Source organism: Paenibacillus sp. J31R98 (genome assembly GCF_056269245.1).
Genome location: NZ_JBWDNO010000010.1, coordinates 131,719 through 149,025 on the forward strand (window position 1 = coordinate 131,719; position 17,307 = coordinate 149,025).

General features: G+C 52.1%; 18 protein-coding genes. 7 read left to right on the plus strand and 11 right to left on the minus strand.

The window, feature by feature from the left end:
• Positions 1 to 7 precede the first annotated feature (7 nt).
• Positions 8 to 661: a hypothetical protein gene (locus tag AC0YNX_RS27480; RefSeq protein WP_475818902.1), complete on the plus strand. Its 654-nt coding sequence runs from the start codon at positions 8 to 10 to the stop codon at positions 659 to 661.
• A gap of 51 nt (positions 662 to 712) precedes the next feature.
• On the opposite strand, the gene AC0YNX_RS27485 is transcribed toward AC0YNX_RS27480, so the two are convergent.
• Positions 713 to 1,564, minus strand: a complete 852-nt coding sequence (locus AC0YNX_RS27485; RefSeq protein ID WP_475818903.1) for an aldo/keto reductase — start codon at positions 1,562 to 1,564, stop codon at positions 713 to 715.
• Between the two features lie 63 nt (positions 1,565 to 1,627).
• Entirely contained in the window at positions 1,628 to 2,836 is a 1,209-nt protein-coding gene (locus AC0YNX_RS27490; protein WP_475818904.1) for an MFS transporter, read from the minus strand.
• 168 nt (positions 2,837 to 3,004) lie between these two features.
• Between AC0YNX_RS27490 and AC0YNX_RS27495 the strand changes: the two genes are divergently transcribed.
• A complete protein-coding gene (locus AC0YNX_RS27495) occupies positions 3,005 to 3,367 on the plus strand; it encodes a winged helix-turn-helix transcriptional regulator (RefSeq protein ID WP_475818905.1) in 363 nt (120 codons plus the stop codon).
• A 104-nt stretch (positions 3,368 to 3,471) separates the two neighbouring features.
• On the opposite strand, the gene AC0YNX_RS27500 is transcribed toward AC0YNX_RS27495, so the two are convergent.
• Positions 3,472 to 5,859, minus strand: coding sequence for a chitobiase/beta-hexosaminidase C-terminal domain-containing protein (locus tag AC0YNX_RS27500; RefSeq protein WP_475818906.1), 2,388 nt, complete (start codon positions 5,857 to 5,859; stop codon positions 3,472 to 3,474).
• Between the two features lie 161 nt (positions 5,860 to 6,020).
• Entirely contained in the window at positions 6,021 to 6,875 is an 855-nt protein-coding gene (gene yidC, locus AC0YNX_RS27505) for a membrane protein insertase YidC (protein WP_475818907.1), read from the minus strand.
• 78 nt (positions 6,876 to 6,953) lie between these two features.
• Between yidC and AC0YNX_RS27510 the strand changes: the two genes are divergently transcribed.
• Entirely contained in the window at positions 6,954 to 7,100 is a 147-nt protein-coding gene (locus AC0YNX_RS27510) for a hypothetical protein (protein WP_475818908.1), read from the plus strand.
• A gap of 183 nt (positions 7,101 to 7,283) precedes the next feature.
• Here the strand turns inward: AC0YNX_RS27510 and AC0YNX_RS27515 are convergent, their stop codons facing one another.
• Genes AC0YNX_RS27515 through AC0YNX_RS27525 form a run of 3 tightly spaced genes read right to left on the minus strand, consistent with a single transcriptional unit; the run spans position 7,284 to position 10,270 of the window.
• The gene (locus AC0YNX_RS27515; protein ID WP_475818909.1) at positions 7,284 to 8,333 is read right to left on the minus strand and encodes an NAD(P)/FAD-dependent oxidoreductase; all 1,050 of its coding nucleotides are present in this window, start codon (positions 8,331 to 8,333) and stop codon (positions 7,284 to 7,286) included.
• Positions 8,334 to 8,355: 22 nt separating this feature from the next.
• A complete protein-coding gene (locus AC0YNX_RS27520; protein ID WP_475818910.1) occupies positions 8,356 to 9,162 on the minus strand; it encodes an ABC transporter ATP-binding protein in 807 nt (268 codons plus the stop codon).
• Position 9,163: 1 nt separating this feature from the next.
• Complete coding sequence (locus tag AC0YNX_RS27525; protein WP_475818911.1) at positions 9,164 to 10,270, minus strand: FecCD family ABC transporter permease; 1,107 nt, start codon at positions 10,268 to 10,270, stop codon at positions 9,164 to 9,166.
• Between the two features lie 170 nt (positions 10,271 to 10,440).
• Here AC0YNX_RS27525 and AC0YNX_RS27530 point away from each other — a divergent pair, with 170 nt between their 5' ends.
• Genes AC0YNX_RS27530 through AC0YNX_RS27540 form a run of 3 tightly spaced genes read left to right on the plus strand, consistent with a single transcriptional unit; the run spans position 10,441 to position 12,230 of the window.
• On the plus strand, positions 10,441 to 11,571 hold the full coding sequence (locus tag AC0YNX_RS27530) for an ABC transporter substrate-binding protein (RefSeq protein ID WP_475818912.1): 1,131 nt from the start codon (positions 10,441 to 10,443) through the stop codon (positions 11,569 to 11,571).
• Positions 11,572 to 11,627: 56 nt separating this feature from the next.
• Positions 11,628 to 11,771, plus strand: a complete 144-nt coding sequence (locus AC0YNX_RS27535; RefSeq protein WP_475818913.1) for a hypothetical protein — start codon at positions 11,628 to 11,630, stop codon at positions 11,769 to 11,771.
• Entirely contained in the window at positions 11,772 to 12,230 is a 459-nt protein-coding gene (locus AC0YNX_RS27540) for an ABC transporter substrate-binding protein (protein WP_475819011.1), read from the plus strand. It abuts the gene before it with no gap.
• A 67-nt stretch (positions 12,231 to 12,297) separates the two neighbouring features.
• Here the strand turns inward: AC0YNX_RS27540 and AC0YNX_RS27545 are convergent, their stop codons facing one another.
• Positions 12,298 to 13,368 carry a cysteine peptidase family C39 domain-containing protein gene (locus AC0YNX_RS27545; protein ID WP_475818914.1) on the minus strand — a complete coding sequence of 357 codons (1,071 nt, stop codon included), beginning with the start codon at positions 13,366 to 13,368 and terminating at the stop codon, positions 12,298 to 12,300.
• A 205-nt stretch (positions 13,369 to 13,573) separates the two neighbouring features.
• Here AC0YNX_RS27545 and AC0YNX_RS27550 point away from each other — a divergent pair, with 205 nt between their 5' ends.
• Positions 13,574 to 14,800 carry an outer membrane protein assembly factor BamB family protein gene (locus tag AC0YNX_RS27550; RefSeq protein ID WP_475818915.1) on the plus strand — a complete coding sequence of 409 codons (1,227 nt, stop codon included), beginning with the start codon at positions 13,574 to 13,576 and terminating at the stop codon, positions 14,798 to 14,800.
• A 51-nt stretch (positions 14,801 to 14,851) separates the two neighbouring features.
• On the opposite strand, the gene AC0YNX_RS27555 is transcribed toward AC0YNX_RS27550, so the two are convergent.
• The 3 genes from AC0YNX_RS27555 to AC0YNX_RS27565 form a co-directional block, all read right to left on the minus strand.
• Positions 14,852 to 15,289: a rhodanese-like domain-containing protein gene (locus tag AC0YNX_RS27555; protein WP_475818916.1), complete on the minus strand. Its 438-nt coding sequence runs from the start codon at positions 15,287 to 15,289 to the stop codon at positions 14,852 to 14,854.
• A gap of 116 nt (positions 15,290 to 15,405) precedes the next feature.
• On the minus strand, positions 15,406 to 16,284 hold the full coding sequence (locus AC0YNX_RS27560; RefSeq protein WP_475818917.1) for a LysR family transcriptional regulator: 879 nt from the start codon (positions 16,282 to 16,284) through the stop codon (positions 15,406 to 15,408).
• A gap of 48 nt (positions 16,285 to 16,332) precedes the next feature.
• Positions 16,333 to 17,292, minus strand: a complete 960-nt coding sequence (locus AC0YNX_RS27565) for a DUF4838 domain-containing protein (RefSeq protein ID WP_475818918.1) — start codon at positions 17,290 to 17,292, stop codon at positions 16,333 to 16,335.
• Between the last annotated feature and the right edge of the window lie 15 nt (positions 17,293 to 17,307).

Genomic DNA, 17,307 nt, shown 5'->3' on the forward strand with positions numbered 1-17,307 from the left:
ACAAGAAATGAATAAATGGTTAAAATGGGCTCTCATCCTCCCGCCAGCATTCGGCTTCGGCATTTGGCTTGGGGCGCATGACATATCCCCGGAGCAGGAATGGATGGTACTGTCTGTCGTATTCGTTCTTGTATTCGCCTTGTTCTTGATCCCGCGATTACATATCCTGTTGTGGACGCAAAATATGAGCAAGGTCGAGGCTTTTCTCCAGCGGACAAAGACAAAATATCCGCAAAATGCTTTGCTGCTCGATGTGGCTAAAGGCGACTTCGATGCCGTAGAGCGGACGATCCCGCTCATTCGCAATAAGCATGCAAGGACCGCAGCGCTGATCTCGCTGCACCTTGAACGTCAAGAGCTTGCCGAAGCGACGCAGCTCGTGAGCGAGCTTCGATCGGTCTCGGATCGCAGTTACTCGCAAGCTTTAATCGCGATTTTGGAGAATGATTATAATCGCGCTGACGCATTCAAAGCTGCGATTCGAAACAAGGCGCTCCGGCATGTTATTGATGCGGAGATTGCTTTCGGGACGGGCAATCAAGAAGAGGCAGATCAAGAGGGACAGCTCGCCTTGGCGCATGCCGGTGGCGTGCGGAAGTTCATGCTGATTAGAGCGCTCGAGCGTCAGAAGAACGAGCCTATGCGGCGAACGTACTTCTAAGTAGAAAATGGCCGATAATCACCCTCAATTGGGATGATATCGGCCATTTTATTAGAAATCAAAGTTATCCGGATCGGGTCCGACGCGAAGATTCTCGTTCAGCCCGTCAATACGTGTCATCTCTTCGGCTGTCAGCTCGAAGTCGAACACGGATGCGTTCTCGGCGATACGGTGCGCCTTGGTCGATTTCGGTATCGTGACAATGCCGTGCTGCAGATCCCAACGCAGGATGATCTGAGCAATCGACTTGCCGTGCTTCGCTGCGATGTCTTGCAGAGTCGGATTATCCAGCAGCTGCCCTTGCGCAAGCGGCGACCATGCTTCGATCTGAATGCGCTGTTCTACGCAGAACTTGATCAGCTCGGCTTGCGATAAACGCGGATGGAGTTCCACTTGATTGACCATCGGAACGACTTCGGCATCCTTCATGAGGTCCTGCAGATGATGGACTTGGAAATTGCTGACGCCGATTGCACGGACGCGGCCATCCTTGTATAACTTCTCGAGCGCGCGCCAAGCGTCCTTGTATTTGCCCTTAACCGGCCAGTGGATCAGATACAGATCAAGATAATCGAGACCTAGCTTCTCGAGGCTTGCATCGAAGGCAGCCAACGTCGACTCATAGCCGAGGTCTGCGTTCCACACTTTAGACGTGATGAATAGCTCTTCCCGGCTTACAGGGAGTTCCGTGAGCGCTTCTGCAATGGCTTGCCCAACGCCCTTCTCATTGTTATAAATCGCAGCCGTGTCGATGCTCCGATAGCCGAAGCGAATAGCTTCCTTCACGGCGTCGATCAGCTCTTGCCCTTCTTCGACTTTGAAGACGCCGAGCCCTAGCCATGGCATCGCTACCCCGTTATTTAGACTCGTTGTATCCTGCAGATGTTTTGCTGTTGTACTCATTATTTAATATCCTCCTTATTTTCATACCTGTTCATTGTTGTTGTCGTGCTCTTCTTAATCTGCTCAGGCGGTCATCTGCCCTTGCTTGTCCGCATCAGCCATCTGATCCCGCTTCTCCATTGCGCTGCTCCACTTTGTCAGCACCGCTGCAGCGGCTACCATTAAGGCACCAACCCATGCGGTATGCACAAGTCCCATTTGCTCAGCCACGAGCCCGCCTACATAAGCACCAATTGCAATACCGGCATTGAATGCGGCAATGTTAAGCGCGGACGCCACGTCTTTCATCTTCGGCGCGAACCGTTCGGCCAGGATAACCACGTAAGTCTGCAGTCCAGGCACGTTCATGAAGGCAAGCAGCCCCATGAGGAAAATTACAAGCAGCGCCGGGCCTTTGAACGGAGCGGCAAAAGCGAGCAAAAGCAGCACGACAGCCTGCGCAGCGAACATGTACAGCAGCGCCTGAAGCGGCTTGCGGTTAGCCGCCCGTCCACCGATTAGATTGCCGATCGCGATTGCGACCCCATAGACAAACAGGATCACTGCGATTGTCCGGGCGCCAAATCCGGTTATTTCATGCAGCAGAGGCGATAAGTACGTGAAGACGACGAATGTGCCTCCATAGCCGAGCGCCGTTATCGTGAAGGCGAGCAGCAGCCGGCTGTTCGAGAGCAGCTTCGTATGGTCGCTCATTCGTGTACGCGTTCCACGGCTTAATTCGCGAGTAACGAGCAGCGCGTTCGCGATGAGCGCCACGAGACCAATCACTGCAATAGCGATGAACGAACTCCGCCAGCCCCACTGCTGTCCGAGCAATGTGCCGAGCGGCACGCCTGTTACCGTCGCAATCGTAAGCCCAGAGAACATAATGGAGATAGCGCTCGCCCGGCGATTCTCCGGCACAAGGCTGGCCGCAATCGTCGAGCCAATCGACATAAAGACGCCGTGTGCGAAAGCCGAGATCACGCGTGCTGTCAGCAGCAGCGTAATTCCGTGAGACAGGGCAGCTACGCTGTTCCCGGCAATGAAGACCGCCATGATCCAGAGCAGCAGCGTCTTGCGCGGTACGTTCCCAGTTAACGAAGTCAGGATCGGCGCACCGATCGTTACGCCAAGGGCGTATATCGTGACCGTAAGTCCAGCTGTACGTACGGTTATATTCAGGTCATCAGCGATGAGAGGCAGCAGCCCGACGCTAATAAACTCGGTTGTTCCAATGGCAAATGCACTAACTGCCAGCGCGATGAGCGCAAGCATGCTTTTTCGATTCATACTAGACAATCGTTCCACTCCTTGAAGTTTGGTATTCACCGGCCGGTAGTGCTATTATAGTGGAGACCTTCCGCAGCGAACAGTACGCACTCTTAAGTGCTATAGGCACCAAAAAGTACCCTACCCTCATTTTCATACACAACCTGATTGGAATAAGGAGCATCAACTATGGAGCGAAAAAAATATAACATCTCGGTCGAAGCAACGTTAGAGGTTATCGGCGGCAAATGGAAATGCGTCATTCTATGCCATCTCACACACGGCAAGAAGCGGACGAGCGATCTCAAACGGCTCATGCCCGGCATTACGCAGAAGATGCTTACCCAGCAGCTGCGCGAGCTGGAGGACGACGGCATCATTAATCGAATCGTCTACAATGAAGTGCCTCCGAAAGTGGAATATGAGCTCACACCTTACGGCTGGACTTTGAAGCCAACGCTGGATTCGTTGTGCACATGGGGCGAGCATCATATTGTGAAGGAGTATGGAGATAAGTTCTCCGTGCTGGAGGATAGTATTCTGAATCGTTAAATAAACGAAGAAAGCCGGGAGCCTACCACAATTGTAGGCATCCCGGCTTTCTCTAATTCGTGAGTGCATAATCCGATCCGCTGAGTGACGTGCCGCAGCAATTATTAAGGGTAGATTGGTGGCCACGGATTAGTTGGACCGGTTGGGCCGGTCGGATCAGTCGGATCGGTTGGGCCGGTTGGGCCGGTTGGGCCGGTTGGGCCGGTCGGACCAGTTGGATCAGTTGTTTCCGAGTAGAGTAGCGTTCCGAAACCGACGACATGGCCAGTGCTATCCGTTGCAGCTAGCGCAACCCAGACCTTTCCACCACTAACATCAAAATTTTGCCCCTGTGTATAATCAGTTCCAACGAAAGTAGAGCCAGCGGATGGTATTGTTGGTGAATTAACGCTCGTACTTACCATCCATTTCGTAGCCCCGCTTGGCAAATTGGCTAGAACCGTAATCTTTGCCGTACCCGTTATTGAGCCTTCTACAGGATCAGTGAAAGGGTAATTGCGCGGGGCAAACAGTTCTACTGGATCTACAAACGACTGTATAGTATAGCTGACGCTCGTAACTGTGCTGTCTGTCATGCCGCTCTTCACAGCAATCGCTTTAATCGTTACAGCGCCTGTAATTGAGATCTGGCTGCTATATACCGTACCATTCGTAGCGCTTGGCGTCGTGCTGTTCGTCGTGTAGTAGATCGTTGCGCCTGACGTCGTCGTGCTCAGAGCGACCGTCGTTCCCGATTGAACCTCGCCCGCCGCAACGTTTGCCGTTGGCGCTGCAGCTTGCTGCGCTTGCACGGTGTAGCTGACGCTTGTTACGGCGCTGTCTGTCATGCCGCTCTTCACAGCGATCGCTTTAATCGTTACAGCGCCTGTAATTGAGATCTGGCTGCTATATACCGTACCGTTCGTAGCGCTTGGCGTCGTGCTGTTCGTCGTGTAGTAGATCGTTGCGCCTGACGTCGTCGTGCTCAGAGCGACCGTCGTTCCCGATTGAACCGCGCCTGCCGCCACGCTTGCCGTCGGCGCTGCAGCTTGTGCTTGCACCGTATAGCTCTCTTCCATCACATTGCTCGTTCGCTTCCCTGATTTAACCGCAATCGCCTTGATTGTTTGCGCAGTTGTAATAGAAATAGGGTACGTGTATTCCGTGCTGTTTATGCTTGGAGTACTGCCATCCGTCGTATAGTAGATGGTTGCGCCTGATGTCGCTGTACTCAGTGTCACCGTTCTGCCTGAGACTACGGCTCCACCTGCCGGAACTGCTGCAGGCGCAACCGCACGAGTTACAACCGGTGCTGGTTCTTCCGTCACTTCCTCTTCCTTCACAGCCCCAATCTTGAAGATTTTCGTCACCGAGACCGCAGTATCATTGGCTGTTACAGTAATCGAGACAGCTGTACCTTCCAGCAAAGACGTTGTATTCAATACTACGGCTTGCTGCGCTTCATTCAATACCGCTCCTGCGCTGGATTGAACTTTGACATTCGAAGCCGTTACCTGCACAGCTTCGCCATATTGATTGGTTGCTTTGAACGAGACGGCTACCTGCTTGGAACTCGCTAGCGTATCCGAAGCGTTGCTAAATTCAAGCTTTACAATCTGCTCGTCCTGAACTGCCAAGCTCGTAGACGATACGTCCAATTCTTGATTAGAGCTGCTTGCAGTGACCGTGTAGTTCCCCGCCTTCATGGCCTCCGAGAAGGTTAGAACATAGCCTTTAGAGCCGTCGGATACAGCCTGCGCACTGATCGACTTGCCATCCTTCGTGACTGACAACTTTATAGTCGACGAGTCGGCTTGTTTATTGAAGCTCACGGCAATTTTCTTCGCGCCTACCGCTTTTGCACTAACGAGAGAAAGCTTCTGATTGTTCTGAAGTTGCTCGTATGCTTGTTGAGCGCCATATGACCCTACAACCAGATCAGCACGAGTTGCGAGCTTTGATCCATCCGTGCCTTCTGGCAGCACTTTCTTATCGACTGCTTGTTTGACTGCATCGGCATACCATGGAGTTCCTGTCGTGTTGGGTTGTTGGCCAAACCCTCTCACTAAGCCTGTCGCCATTTGTCCCAGGCTAACATCACTGTTTGGCGAGAATTTGTTATCCCCCACTCCGTCAAGGAGACTCGCTTTCTTCGCTGCTTCAATAAAAGGAATAGCCCAACCGTTCGCAGAGTCCGATTTCACATCGGTGAAGCTAGACGTTGTAACTGAATTGTCGACATTGACGCCGTAAATCAATGTAAGAACTTTGGCAAATTGCGCGCGTGTCATGTTCTGATCGATACCGAAACTGTCGTTGCCGACACCTTCAAATACACCCTTCGCTAATAAAGCATCAATCTTGGCTAAAAGTGCTGCGTCAGTTCCGGCCAAATCCTTGAAATCCGCCGTTGTTTTGGCAGCCGGCGCATCAGCCGCCGAGACGACTCCAGCTGGTAATAACAGGCTAGCTGCAAGAGGAAGCAGCAGCCATTTGGAAAACCTCTTCTTCATTTGTAAAGCGCTCCTTTATAATAGTTTCGCTAGTACATTAGTCCTAAAATGTTTTTCGGCATGTTTCGCCAAAATCATTAGATTTATGTTAGGCTTGGAAACAAAAGTTAAATAATTAAAAAAGACCGGGTCCCTACCACAATGGCAGGCCCGGTCTTTGTTTACATCTTCTCCGCCAGCTCAGACGGATTCGTCTGCGCAGGCTTCGCATACAGCTTATTCAGAAGGATCGTCTGAACAATAATGAATATTCCGCCTACCGACCAATACAGCGGCAATGCAGCCGGCATGGCAAACGCGGTTACCCCCATCATAATCGGGGACAGCAAGCCGATGAAAGCGAGCTGGTTACCAGCGCTCGCGTTCTGCTGGAACTGCGCCGACATCTTCTGCGAGACGCGGAATTGAACGAAATAGACAGCCGCCGCAATGAACGGCAGGATCACGTCCGGCTTCCCTAGGCTGAACCACAGGAAATTATGAGCGGCAATCTCCGGCGTACGGCGGATCGCGTAGTAGAATGCGAGCGTGATCGGCCATTGCAGAAGCATCGGCAAGCAGCCCACATTAAGCGGATTGAACTGATGCTTCTGATAGAGCTGCATCGTATCGGCTTGCAGCTGCCGCTTCGCTTCGAGACTGGAATTGTCCTTGTACTTCGCTTTAATCGCGTCCAGCTCAGGCTGGAGAACAGCCATCTTCGCCCGCATGGCCACCTGCTTCTTCGTCTGATTCATCATCAGCGGCAGAATGGCGGTTCGGATCATGAGCGTCATCAGGATAATGGAAAGCCCATAATCGCCGCCCGAACCATTCCCAATCCATTTCAGCAGCAGGGAGAACGGGTAGATCAAATAGTGGTTAAACAGCCCCGGCGAAGAGGCTTCGATCGGATGCGACGCTGATGCAGCCGAGCAGCCGCTGAGCGTCAGGGCTAGTGTGACCCCGAGGAGCGCGAGGAGCGCGGGCTTCATCCATTTGTGAGACTTTATCTTCGATTTCGACTTCGTTATCATGGTAATCCTCCCTATTGAATGTACTATGCATCAATAAGGGAAGGACAGTCTGTATCATCAGGCGATTCCTTTCGTCTAATGGTAAGTACAATCCACCGCAGCATATTGGCTGCTTGGGGCAGATTAATGGGCTCCGCCACAGACGGAGCATCAGCCACCATGCCGTGGCTCGGCGGAATCTCCTTAGCGGAAATGAACGCAGAGGTAAAGGACACGATAGAGTAGATTAGACTGATCGAGAGCAATAACTGAATTAAGTCTAACAGTTGTTCCATCAGCGCCGCCTCCTTGTCATCCCGAGATTCTCTCGTTGTATACCTGCAATTATAGCACGCGCTAGAGTAATGTTAAAATGACGGATGGCTGGTAATGTATGAGTGCTACCCTGCGTGAGTTTGGCGGATTCGATTAATTCGCGAACAGCTGCTTCTTGAGCTCGCGGTTGCGTTCGTTGAACCGATCATTATGCGAGGATACCACCCCATACTCTTCTGCTTCCGGTGTGATATACTTCTTCGCTTTGTTCACCGCATTGGCCGCATCTTGGAATGCACCCGCGATGAGATGCAGCTTGCCTTCGTGGGCGAGCAAGTCGCCAACTGCGTAGATGCCGGGAACCGACGTTTCGCTCATCGGCGTGCCCGCGATATTCCACTCATCCTTCATTTCTATGGGAACCTCGCTGTTATCGAGCAAGTCTCTTTCCCGGTCATAACCATGACAAATAATGACCTCGTCCACAGGAAGCTCAACCTTCGCGTTGTCGTCATTATTGCGAAGCAGCACGTTCGCAATCGCTTCTTGTCCTGGCGGTGCGATCAGCTTCTCGATCTCCGTATTCAAGAGACATGCGACGCCGTTCTCGACCAGCTTCGACACCTCGGCTTCGTGACCTTTAAGCGAATCTTTGCGATACGTCAAATAAACCTGCTTCGCAAACGGAGCGAGCTCGTTCGCCCAATCGATCGCCGTGCTTCCGCCGCCGGAGATGAGCACGACTTTGTCTTTAAATCGCGACAGAGATTTTACCGTATAGTGCAAATTAGCGATTTCGTAGCGCTCCGCTCCCTCAAGCTCCAGCTTGGTCGGCTTCAGAATGCCATAGCCGATGGCAAGGATGACGGTCTTGGAATAATGTTTCTCCCCTGACTCGGTCAGCAGTACAAAATGTCCGTCTTCTCCCTTGGAGATAGTCGTCACCTTCTCCCCAAGCACGATGGTCGGATCAAATGTCGTACCCTGCGCAACCAGTTGTTCAATAAGACGTTCACCGGTAACCGGGGTGAGGCCTCCGACATCCCAAATCATTTTCTCCGGATATACGTTCACTTTGCCCCCTAGAAAAGGCTGAAACTCGATAATCTTCGTTTTCAATTCCCGAAGGCCACTGTAGAAGGAAGAGAACAGTCCCCCAGGACCCCCTCCGATAATCGTTACATCATATAGCACTTTCTCCATATCCAATCCACTCCTTCTCGTATTATCCAGCAATTTCGGTTTTGGTTGTGCTGCGGGAGACTGGCTCCTCGGGTAAATAAGCAATTGCAAGCCCGCCTGTTACGGGGTTGGCATAGATCTCGCATTCCACATCGAACAAGCGGCGAATGTTGTCACGGGTAAGCACCTTCTCCGGCTCGCCTTCCGCGACGATCTGCCCTTTGTCGATGAGATAGAGATAGTCGCAATAGGCTGCCGCCAGGCTCAGGTCGTGAAGCGCCGCCAGTACTCCAATGCCGAGCGACTTTACGATCGTCAAGATCTGCAGCTGATACTTGATGTCCAGATGGTTGGTTGGCTCATCCAAGACCATGAAAGATGGCTGCTGCGCGATCGCTCTGGCCAGAATGACCCGCTGCTTCTCGCCTCCGGACAGCGTCTCGTAACTGCGCTCTGCATAATCGGACAAGTTGACTCGCTCGAGCGCAGCTTCGACAATCCGATAATCCTCTGCGTTATCCCGCTCCATAAGCTTCTTATGCGGCGTCCGGCCCATCATAACCATTTCCTGTACGGTGAAATCAAAGCCAAGCTCATTGAACTGCCCGACTACGCTCATCTTCCGGGCGACGGAACGCGGACTCGCCTTGAGTACGTCATCCCCGCCAAGCAGAACGGCGCCGCTCTTCGGTTTAATGACCTTATAGATGCTCTTGAGCAGCGTCGACTTCCCGCAGCCATTCGGTCCGATTATGCCGACGAAGCGACCGGATTCCACGCGCAGCGAAATGCCTTTGACGATATCTGTGCCTGACAAAGCGACCGAGAGACGATTTGCTGACAGCTCCATCTCATTTCCCTCCAAATCCGTAATTCTTCTTGATCAAAATGTACATAAAGAGCGGCGCGCCGATAAACGCCGTTATAACGCCTATTGGCAGCTCCATATCCCTCATCGCATTCCTAGCGAGAATGTCCGTCCAGACGAGGAAGACGGCTCCGCCGATTATCGTGGCGGGAAGAAGCCGCTTATGGTCCGTGCCGACAAGGCTTCTGAATATATGCGGCACGATTAAGCCGATGAAGCCGATAATGCCGCAAGCGGACACGATTACGCCGGTAACGACGGCGGTCATGACCATATAAACTCTGCGATATTGCGTCAGATCAATGCCCAGTGTCACAGCCGCTTCATCGCCAAGCAGCATCGTATTTAGAACACGGGATTGCATAAGCATGAGCAGCATCGTAATGATGACAACGATGGCAACAAGCGGGATCTTCGACCAGTTCGCTGACGCTAGACTTCCCATCGTCCAAAAGGTCAGCGTGCGGATGCCTTCCACGTTATTCGCAACCGAGATGATGAAGTTTGATACCGCGCCGCATAACGCATCAATAACGAGTCCGGCAAGCACGAGCTTAATGGGCGAAGTCTTCCCGCCCATGCTCGCGAACATCAGCACAAGCGCCGCGGCGCCAAGTGCGCCGACGAACGCCCAGAAGGCGACCCCTGTATCTCCAAGCCAGCTAATCTTGCCGATGCCAATAAGAATAGCGAACGTCGCGCCGAGCACCGCCCCTGAGGAGATCCCGAGCAGATAAGGATCGGCAAGCGAGTTCTGGACAGATGCCTGCATGACGGTTCCGCACATCGCGAGTCCTGCTCCGACGAGTACAGCCATCAGTACGCGAGGCAGCCTGATTTCCCAGATGATGTTGCCCTCCATGCCATTCGCAACTTCCTTGATATGCCCAAGCTCGAAGCCACTCAACTGGTAGATCAGAATGCGAAAAGACTGCGAGAATGGAATAGCCACTTGACCGAGCGATACGGCAACGACGGCAGAGACGACCAGCAAGGCGAGCAGGAGCACGACAAGCAGACCGAATCGCGAACGTCCGTGAAAGACGCCTTGTACGTGTGACCCTAATTTCCGCGATTGCGTTTGAAACAAAGAAAACAGCCCCCAGACAATGAAAATTTAGCGTTCCGTGCGCATAAACGAGACGTACACGAAAACTTCAAAAAAAAAAAACGTGCTTGTCAAAAATGACACAACAATCGTATCATAACTAATTGAGAATGAAAATCATTATTAACTATTACGAAGGAGACTGGAATCAAATGTCAAAGAATTTTCAAAAATGTTGCCTTGTGCTGTTGGTAGCGGCCTTCGCCTTTACCGTATCTGCGTGCGCGAAGAATGACGAAGAACCGGCAACAGAGTCAAATGCAACCGGCTCGAATGCCTCTGAGAATAACGACGGTGGCACCACAGATGCCAATAAATCCGAAGGCAATACGACCGCAGATGCTGCAGAATCTACAGAATCCGCTGAATCGACGGCTGTCAAACAAACGACTTATCCGCTTACAATTGCTAATTTCGACAGCAAATGGGCGGCTCTTGACCAAACCTTCGACAAGACGCCTGAACGCGTCGTCGCAGATACACAAGGCGTTACCGAGCTGCTGCTCGAGCTAGGTCTTGTCGATCACCTTGTCGGAACGGCCGCTGCATATGGCGATCCATATCCGGATGTAGCAAGCGACTACGCCAAGGTCCCTCTGCTGACGAAAGATTACGCGAGCAAGGAGATCGTTCTCGGCGCGAAGCCGGATCTCGTTATTGGACGCGGCGAGCTGTTCGCAGACGAAGAGTGGGCGCACGGAACCGTGAAGGATCTGAACGCGCTTGGCATTCACACTTACCTGCAGCATGCGAGTAAGCCGGGCTCCGTACTTAATGATCTGTTCGTGGACATTGAGAAGATCGGGGAAATCTTCAACGTTCAGGAGCGAGCGAAGACGTTCGCGGACGGATTGCATACTAGGCTGAACGCGGTCTCGGATAAGCTTGCTTCCGTGAAGGATGAGCGCAAATACAGCTTCTTGCTGGACTATAACGGCAATAGCGCGAGCATCTTCGCCGGTCCGCTTCTTGCCTATCAGGACGATGCTATGAAGTATCTGAAGCTAGTGCCTGCAACGCATGAGCTGGCGAATGAGGTTGGCGCGGAGAAGTTGCTCGCGGTTAACCCAGACATCATCTTCTACGTGAAATACAACGGAGACAAGGGCGCGGAGAAGGCCGTTGAAGAGATGTATGCGAATAAGGCTTTCAAAGATATTGCGGCAGTCAAGAACAAGCAAATCCATATTATCGAGTACAACACATTCATGACGTACAGCTTTAATATCGTGGATGGCATCGAACAGATGGCCAAAGAACTCTACCCTGACCTAATGAAATAACGTCTGTCGAAATCGAGAGGGGCTATCCCTTGTAACAGAAGCCTGACCTTATTATCGTGCCTAACTTCGTCGAAGCGGCCGACATCGAGAGCCTATCCAAGATTGCGCCAACTGTTGCGATTGACTATGGTGCGGATGCCTTCACTCGGCTTCGCGCTATCGCCGATCTGGGAGGAGAGAAACAGAAGGCTGAAGACTGAATTACACAATACAACACCAAAGCGGAGCAGAAACGCGAAGAGTTGAAAGCCGTTGTGAAGCATGGCGAGACGGCATCCGCATTCATCATGTACGAGGACAAGCAGCTCTATCTCTACTCTCCGGGCTGGCTTGGCCAAACGATGCATAAGGCTCTTGGTCTGGCGGTTCCCGTGAATGTGAAGAAGTTGTTCGATAGCAAGCCGGATTCGCTCTGGGAAACGTTATCGCTCGAGGTGCTGCCTGATTACGCAGCGGATTATATGTTCCTGCTTGTACCAGGCGACAGCAAAGACGCCAAAGCGAAAGCAGATGAGCTAATCAAGAGTCCAATCTGGAAGAACCTGCCCGCAGTGAAGAACGGCAAAGCGTTCGTCGTTGACAGCAAGTGGGGCTTCACTGATCCGATGACACTAAATTGGCTGCTGGATGAGATGACGAATACGATTTTGAAGAAATAGCGCGGTAACGCCGAAGAGACCAGAACCCTTGCGAAGGGCCCCTGGTCTCTTTTCGCTTGCATATCGTTTATAGAGTGGAATGAATTTCTTTAAGTAAGCGGAGTGCGTCCCTCTCCAGGGTCATGATTTCGTTCAGCGTTGCCGCGCACCAGTCGCTCTGTTGCATCTCATGCTCCGGCGGTTCGGTGTATGGATACGTATCTTTCAACACAGCATATCTAGCAGCTACTTCCGTGTAAACCGGAATCAGTTTATCTAGCAGCGCCAAGCCGCTTGCTTCCGCAAGTCGTTCCCGCAACTCGGACAGAAAATGAAGGGCATGGCTCCGTGCTTCGTTCAAGATTTCAATGAGTAGGCCGAAAAAGTATCTATTCAAACTGCCGTCTGCGAGCGCCGCTAACCAACGCTCGTAGGCTTGTTCGCCGACATAATACGTCTTGCCAGCCCATTGGTACGAACCTTGCTCATTGAGTTGAATGACGAATTCGAGCGCCTGTTCGAAGGAATTCCTATCATCTGCAGTCTGCTGAACCGGTTTGCCCCAATGAAGCGATACTAACCCGCTTGGACAGTCCGTTTCTGTTCCTGTTCCCGCTTCCGCGTCTAGCTGCCGACGATTCACACATTGAATACACGGACACTGGCTTAAGCCGAGCAGGTTCCATGGAACGACGTCTTCGCTATGCTCGTACCCCGTATGCCAATTGTACCTATAATAACCGGTATCATCATAGGCATACACCACGGAGAACTGATTGCCGATGTCGATATTTCGGGCAAATACAGGCTGTCCCGCCGTAATCGCTTCTCTTGCTCGATCCCATGCCTCCGCTTGAAGACGCGCAAATGCTTCACCCTCTGCGTGAGTATGGATACCATCAATATCTACGCCAATATTACGAGCAAGCCGGCATACTTCCGGTACCGGTGGTCCGCCATTAGGCTCATCCATACTCTCCGCAAGAACATGCAGAAACGCTTGCCCCGTCATCCCATAAATCCACGACGTAGTTAACGGCAGTTCATAATAGTCAGCCACTGATTTGATAGCACCAACTAGTGAGGAATCCAATCCGCTAAACCTATAGTTGTCCAGCTTCACAGTAGATTGTGAACGAGCAGCTCCATCCACTTGCATGAGGCACCTCCGATCTATAATACTGGATATTTTCTCCATATTATGAGGTGATCCCTGCTAATTCCGCGCGAAAAATACAACTTTCGGATACTACTCGCCGATCCTTCAAGGGTGCTATCATAGAGATATGCGAGGATGTTTGCAGACGAGCATCCCCTTGCTACCGCTTCGGCAATAACCTGCCAGAAGCTCGAAGGAGGCCACTATGAAGCGCCGTTATCTGCTATTCATGCGTATCGTAATTCTGGCATCGCTCACCACACTGACCTTTGTTTCCTCTTATGCCGCCAACGCTGCAACTCCGATCACCATCGTGCCCATCAAGCCGATTACACCAATTACACCAATTACTCCGGGTACTCCCGTTACACAGGCACCCGCACCATCACAGCCAACAACTGCTCCTGTTCACACTGGCAAAGTGCTATGGAAATTCGTCTCCCGAAAAAATATTTCACCGCCTCTGGTCGGACCGGACGGTTCCGTGTATGTTACCGTGGAAGATACGGATCCCAGCATTGAGGTTGGCACTGGCCTCTATGCGTTTACAGGCTCCGGGAAGATAAAATGGGTGGCGCCACTAACACACCCCGGAAACAAATATTCTAATTCTCGCATGGCATTCGGTACTGACGGTACAATCTACCTCGGTGATAACGACGGCACCCTGCATGCCATCTCGCCGAGCAATGGTGCAGAGAAATGGTCATTCCGTGCTGGCGAAGCGTTCACAGCTGTGCCGGTCATCGGCCCTGGAGGGATGATCTTCATTACGACTGCCAGCCAGCTCATTGCCCTTACGGCAGCGGGCAAGAAGAAGTTATCATTCTCCATATCGAATGTCGCCGTTGCTCCAGCCATAGGCAAAGACGGTTCCATCTATGTCGGTGACGGAAGCTACTTAACGATATACAATGCGAACGGCACCTTGAAGAAGAAGATGACGCTCGGCGCTACAATGGCGGTATCGCCTCCTGTCTTGGCAAGCGACAAATTATATATAATCCGCAGGGACATGTCTTATAAAACGACGCTCAGCGCCTATAAGCTCGACGGCACCTGGCTGTACGACATTGCCCCGAGCGGCTTAGCGCCTCAGGACACACCTGTCCTATCTGCAGGCGGCACGCTGTTATACGTGAATAGCGATAATGATCTGTTTGCAATCCGCGTCGCTGACTTGAAGGTCGCTTGGACCTATTCCTTTCCGTCAGGCATTCGCAGCTCTCCTGTTCTGGGACCGAATAGTACGGTCGTATCTCGAAGCAAGTATTCTCATGTCGCTGTACTAGACGCCGCAACCGGCAAGACGAAGTGGACCACCGATTGGCCTTACACGCAATACTCACTCCCTGCAGTAAGCAAGGCCGGAACCGTCTATATCTCCGATTCGGGAACTCTGTATGCCATTGGAGTACCGAAGTCGAAATAAATAAAGCGGCGCGGGTATCTCATTCCCGCGCCGCTGCTATGTTTTCCAGTCTTAGCCAACCAAGGGAGCGCCCTCTCCGAGCGTTCCTTCTACCTCGTTGCCTTCCTTCCGCCAATACTCCATGCCGCCAAGCATCTCTTTTACTTTGAACCCGAGACCGGACAGACGGGCCGCGCCTTTGGTAGCGCCATTGCACGCAGGTCCCCAGCAATAGACGACAATCGTTTGCTCCTTATTGAAGGCTGTGGTCGTTTCTTCATTGATCTGTCTGGAAGGCAGGTTAATCGCGCCAGGAACATGGCATTCTCCATAGGCTTTCTCGCTACGGACATCAATAAGCAGAAAGTCGTTCAGGCCATGCTGCATGTCGTACCGTACATCCGCGACGTCTGTCTCGACGGCTAACTTATTCATATAATGGCGATGCGTCTGCTCAGGTGACGCGGCAGGCGTTTCGAGTACAAGGGACTGGCGTTCTTGAATGGTCATAATAGATTACCTCCGGTGGCTATGGTTTGCTTGCTTGAACTCAATGTACCATAGCTTCCGGAATTGGAGTTATCGATAGAAATCTATGCGTTACTTCAATAATTTTGATAATAGTCTCAACCGTCGCCACCGCTTAGCAGCTCCAGGAAGTCTACATGGGCTTTGGACTTCCACTTCTTCTTCAGACAAATGAGCTGCGTATAGAACTTGCAAGCCGAATCAATGAAGGGAATCGCAGCAAGCTTGCCACCTAGCACTTCCTCCGCAGCGGCAATTCGGGGCAGCAATGCAATCCCCAGCCCATAAGTGACGCACTGCTTGATCGCTTCCAGACTGCCAAATTCGTAGGATAGCTTATAGGGCACTTGATTGCCTTTCAACGCACCAAGCAGCATAGCTCGATACGTGCAGCCATCCTCAGTCAAGATTAACGATTCGTTCTCCAGATCCTCCACATGGATTTCGCCTCGTCCGGCAAACTTATGATCGGGGCTTACAATGATGACTAACGGTTCTTCTCTCAATATGCGGCAATCCAGCTCCGGGTCGGAGAATGGAGGGTCCAGAATAATGCCGATGTCCAGAGCCCCCTCCTTAACCGACTCAATAATGAAAGGCTCGTTACCCGGTTGAATCGCTATGTTGATATCAGGATAAGCCTTCCGATAAGCTTGCAAATAAGCTGGTAGATAAAATGAAGCGAGCGTCTCGATTGTCCCAATCGAGAGCGTCCCCTTGGACTGCTTGGCTACGACTTCTTTGGACTCGTCATGCAGCCTGCAAATATCGTTCGCATATTGAAGCAGCGCCTCGCCCGCCATCGTAAGGACCATCTTCCTGCCGTAGCGTTCCAAGAGCACGGCGCCATACGACTCCTCCAGCTTCTGGATCTGCGTCGTTATGCTCGACTGGGCGTATCCTAGCGTTTCCGCAGCTTTGGTGAAGCTTCCCCACTTGGCCACTTCGCGAAAGGTCCGCAAATACGTCAATTCCATCGGTCTCACCTCGCATTCGCAATCGCACTATCATTCGTTACGCTTACTTTAACATGATCCGATCGCCTTCGCATACGCAACAATCGGCGGTTCGCCGAACAGTTGCGCGTAATCCTCACCCAGCCATACTCCGAAGCTAGTCAGCCGGTTGAACCCGAGGTTCCGGTAATACTTTGCATCACTTTGAATGACTTCTTCGTAGAACGGCAGCGGCTGGAGCGGCTTCTGCCATTTCAGAAACCGGGAATTGTCCATCCAGTACTCGAGAATTTGAGCGCCTTCCCGTCCGAACAGCTCTAGCAGACCCGGCAAATGCTCAAGCTCCTTGAAGTTCTCCGGGCAATCCGGATCATTGATCGGCCGAGCCGAGTCCCGATAGATAGGAGCATACTCGAGGAAGATACCAGGGTCAGGCTTAACTTTCGCAGGAGCCTCGATTGTATCTTGATAGGCCAAATAGCAATGCTGCGCTTGCGCATCAAACCGCCGAATGCCCTGCAGAATACGATTGTAGAAGATCATCGCCTGATCGGAGGTAGTCAGCTCCCGGCAGCCCTCGCAGTGACAAGCGCTGCCCGTCACATCGTCGATCCAGAAGTAGTATCGTCCCGTTAGTGAGGGTACTGCTCTAGCCAATTCCTCCGAACGCAGCTCTAGATATGCAAGTGCCTCCGAGCTCGTCGCGCACAGGTTAAAGTCGGCAATCCGGCCCCCTGTCTCATCCATCCGGAACCAGTCAGGATGCTCGGCGAAGAGAGCACGCGGAACGAGCCAAGACATGGCGTGTGCTTCGAACTCGACCTCCACGCGCAGCTCCTTCATCTGCTCCACGAACTGCTTATAGCTCGGCGTCTTCACGTACTCCAATGTTTTCTCAAGTTCCTCGAGCGCTCCTGCTCCCCAGCCCGGATGGATACCCACCAGATCAATGCCCGAACGGGCAATCAGGTCTGCCCAATAAGGACCCGCTTCCTCAGGAAGAATAAGTATGCCTCGTTTATTGTCCATCTCGCTGTCTCCTCT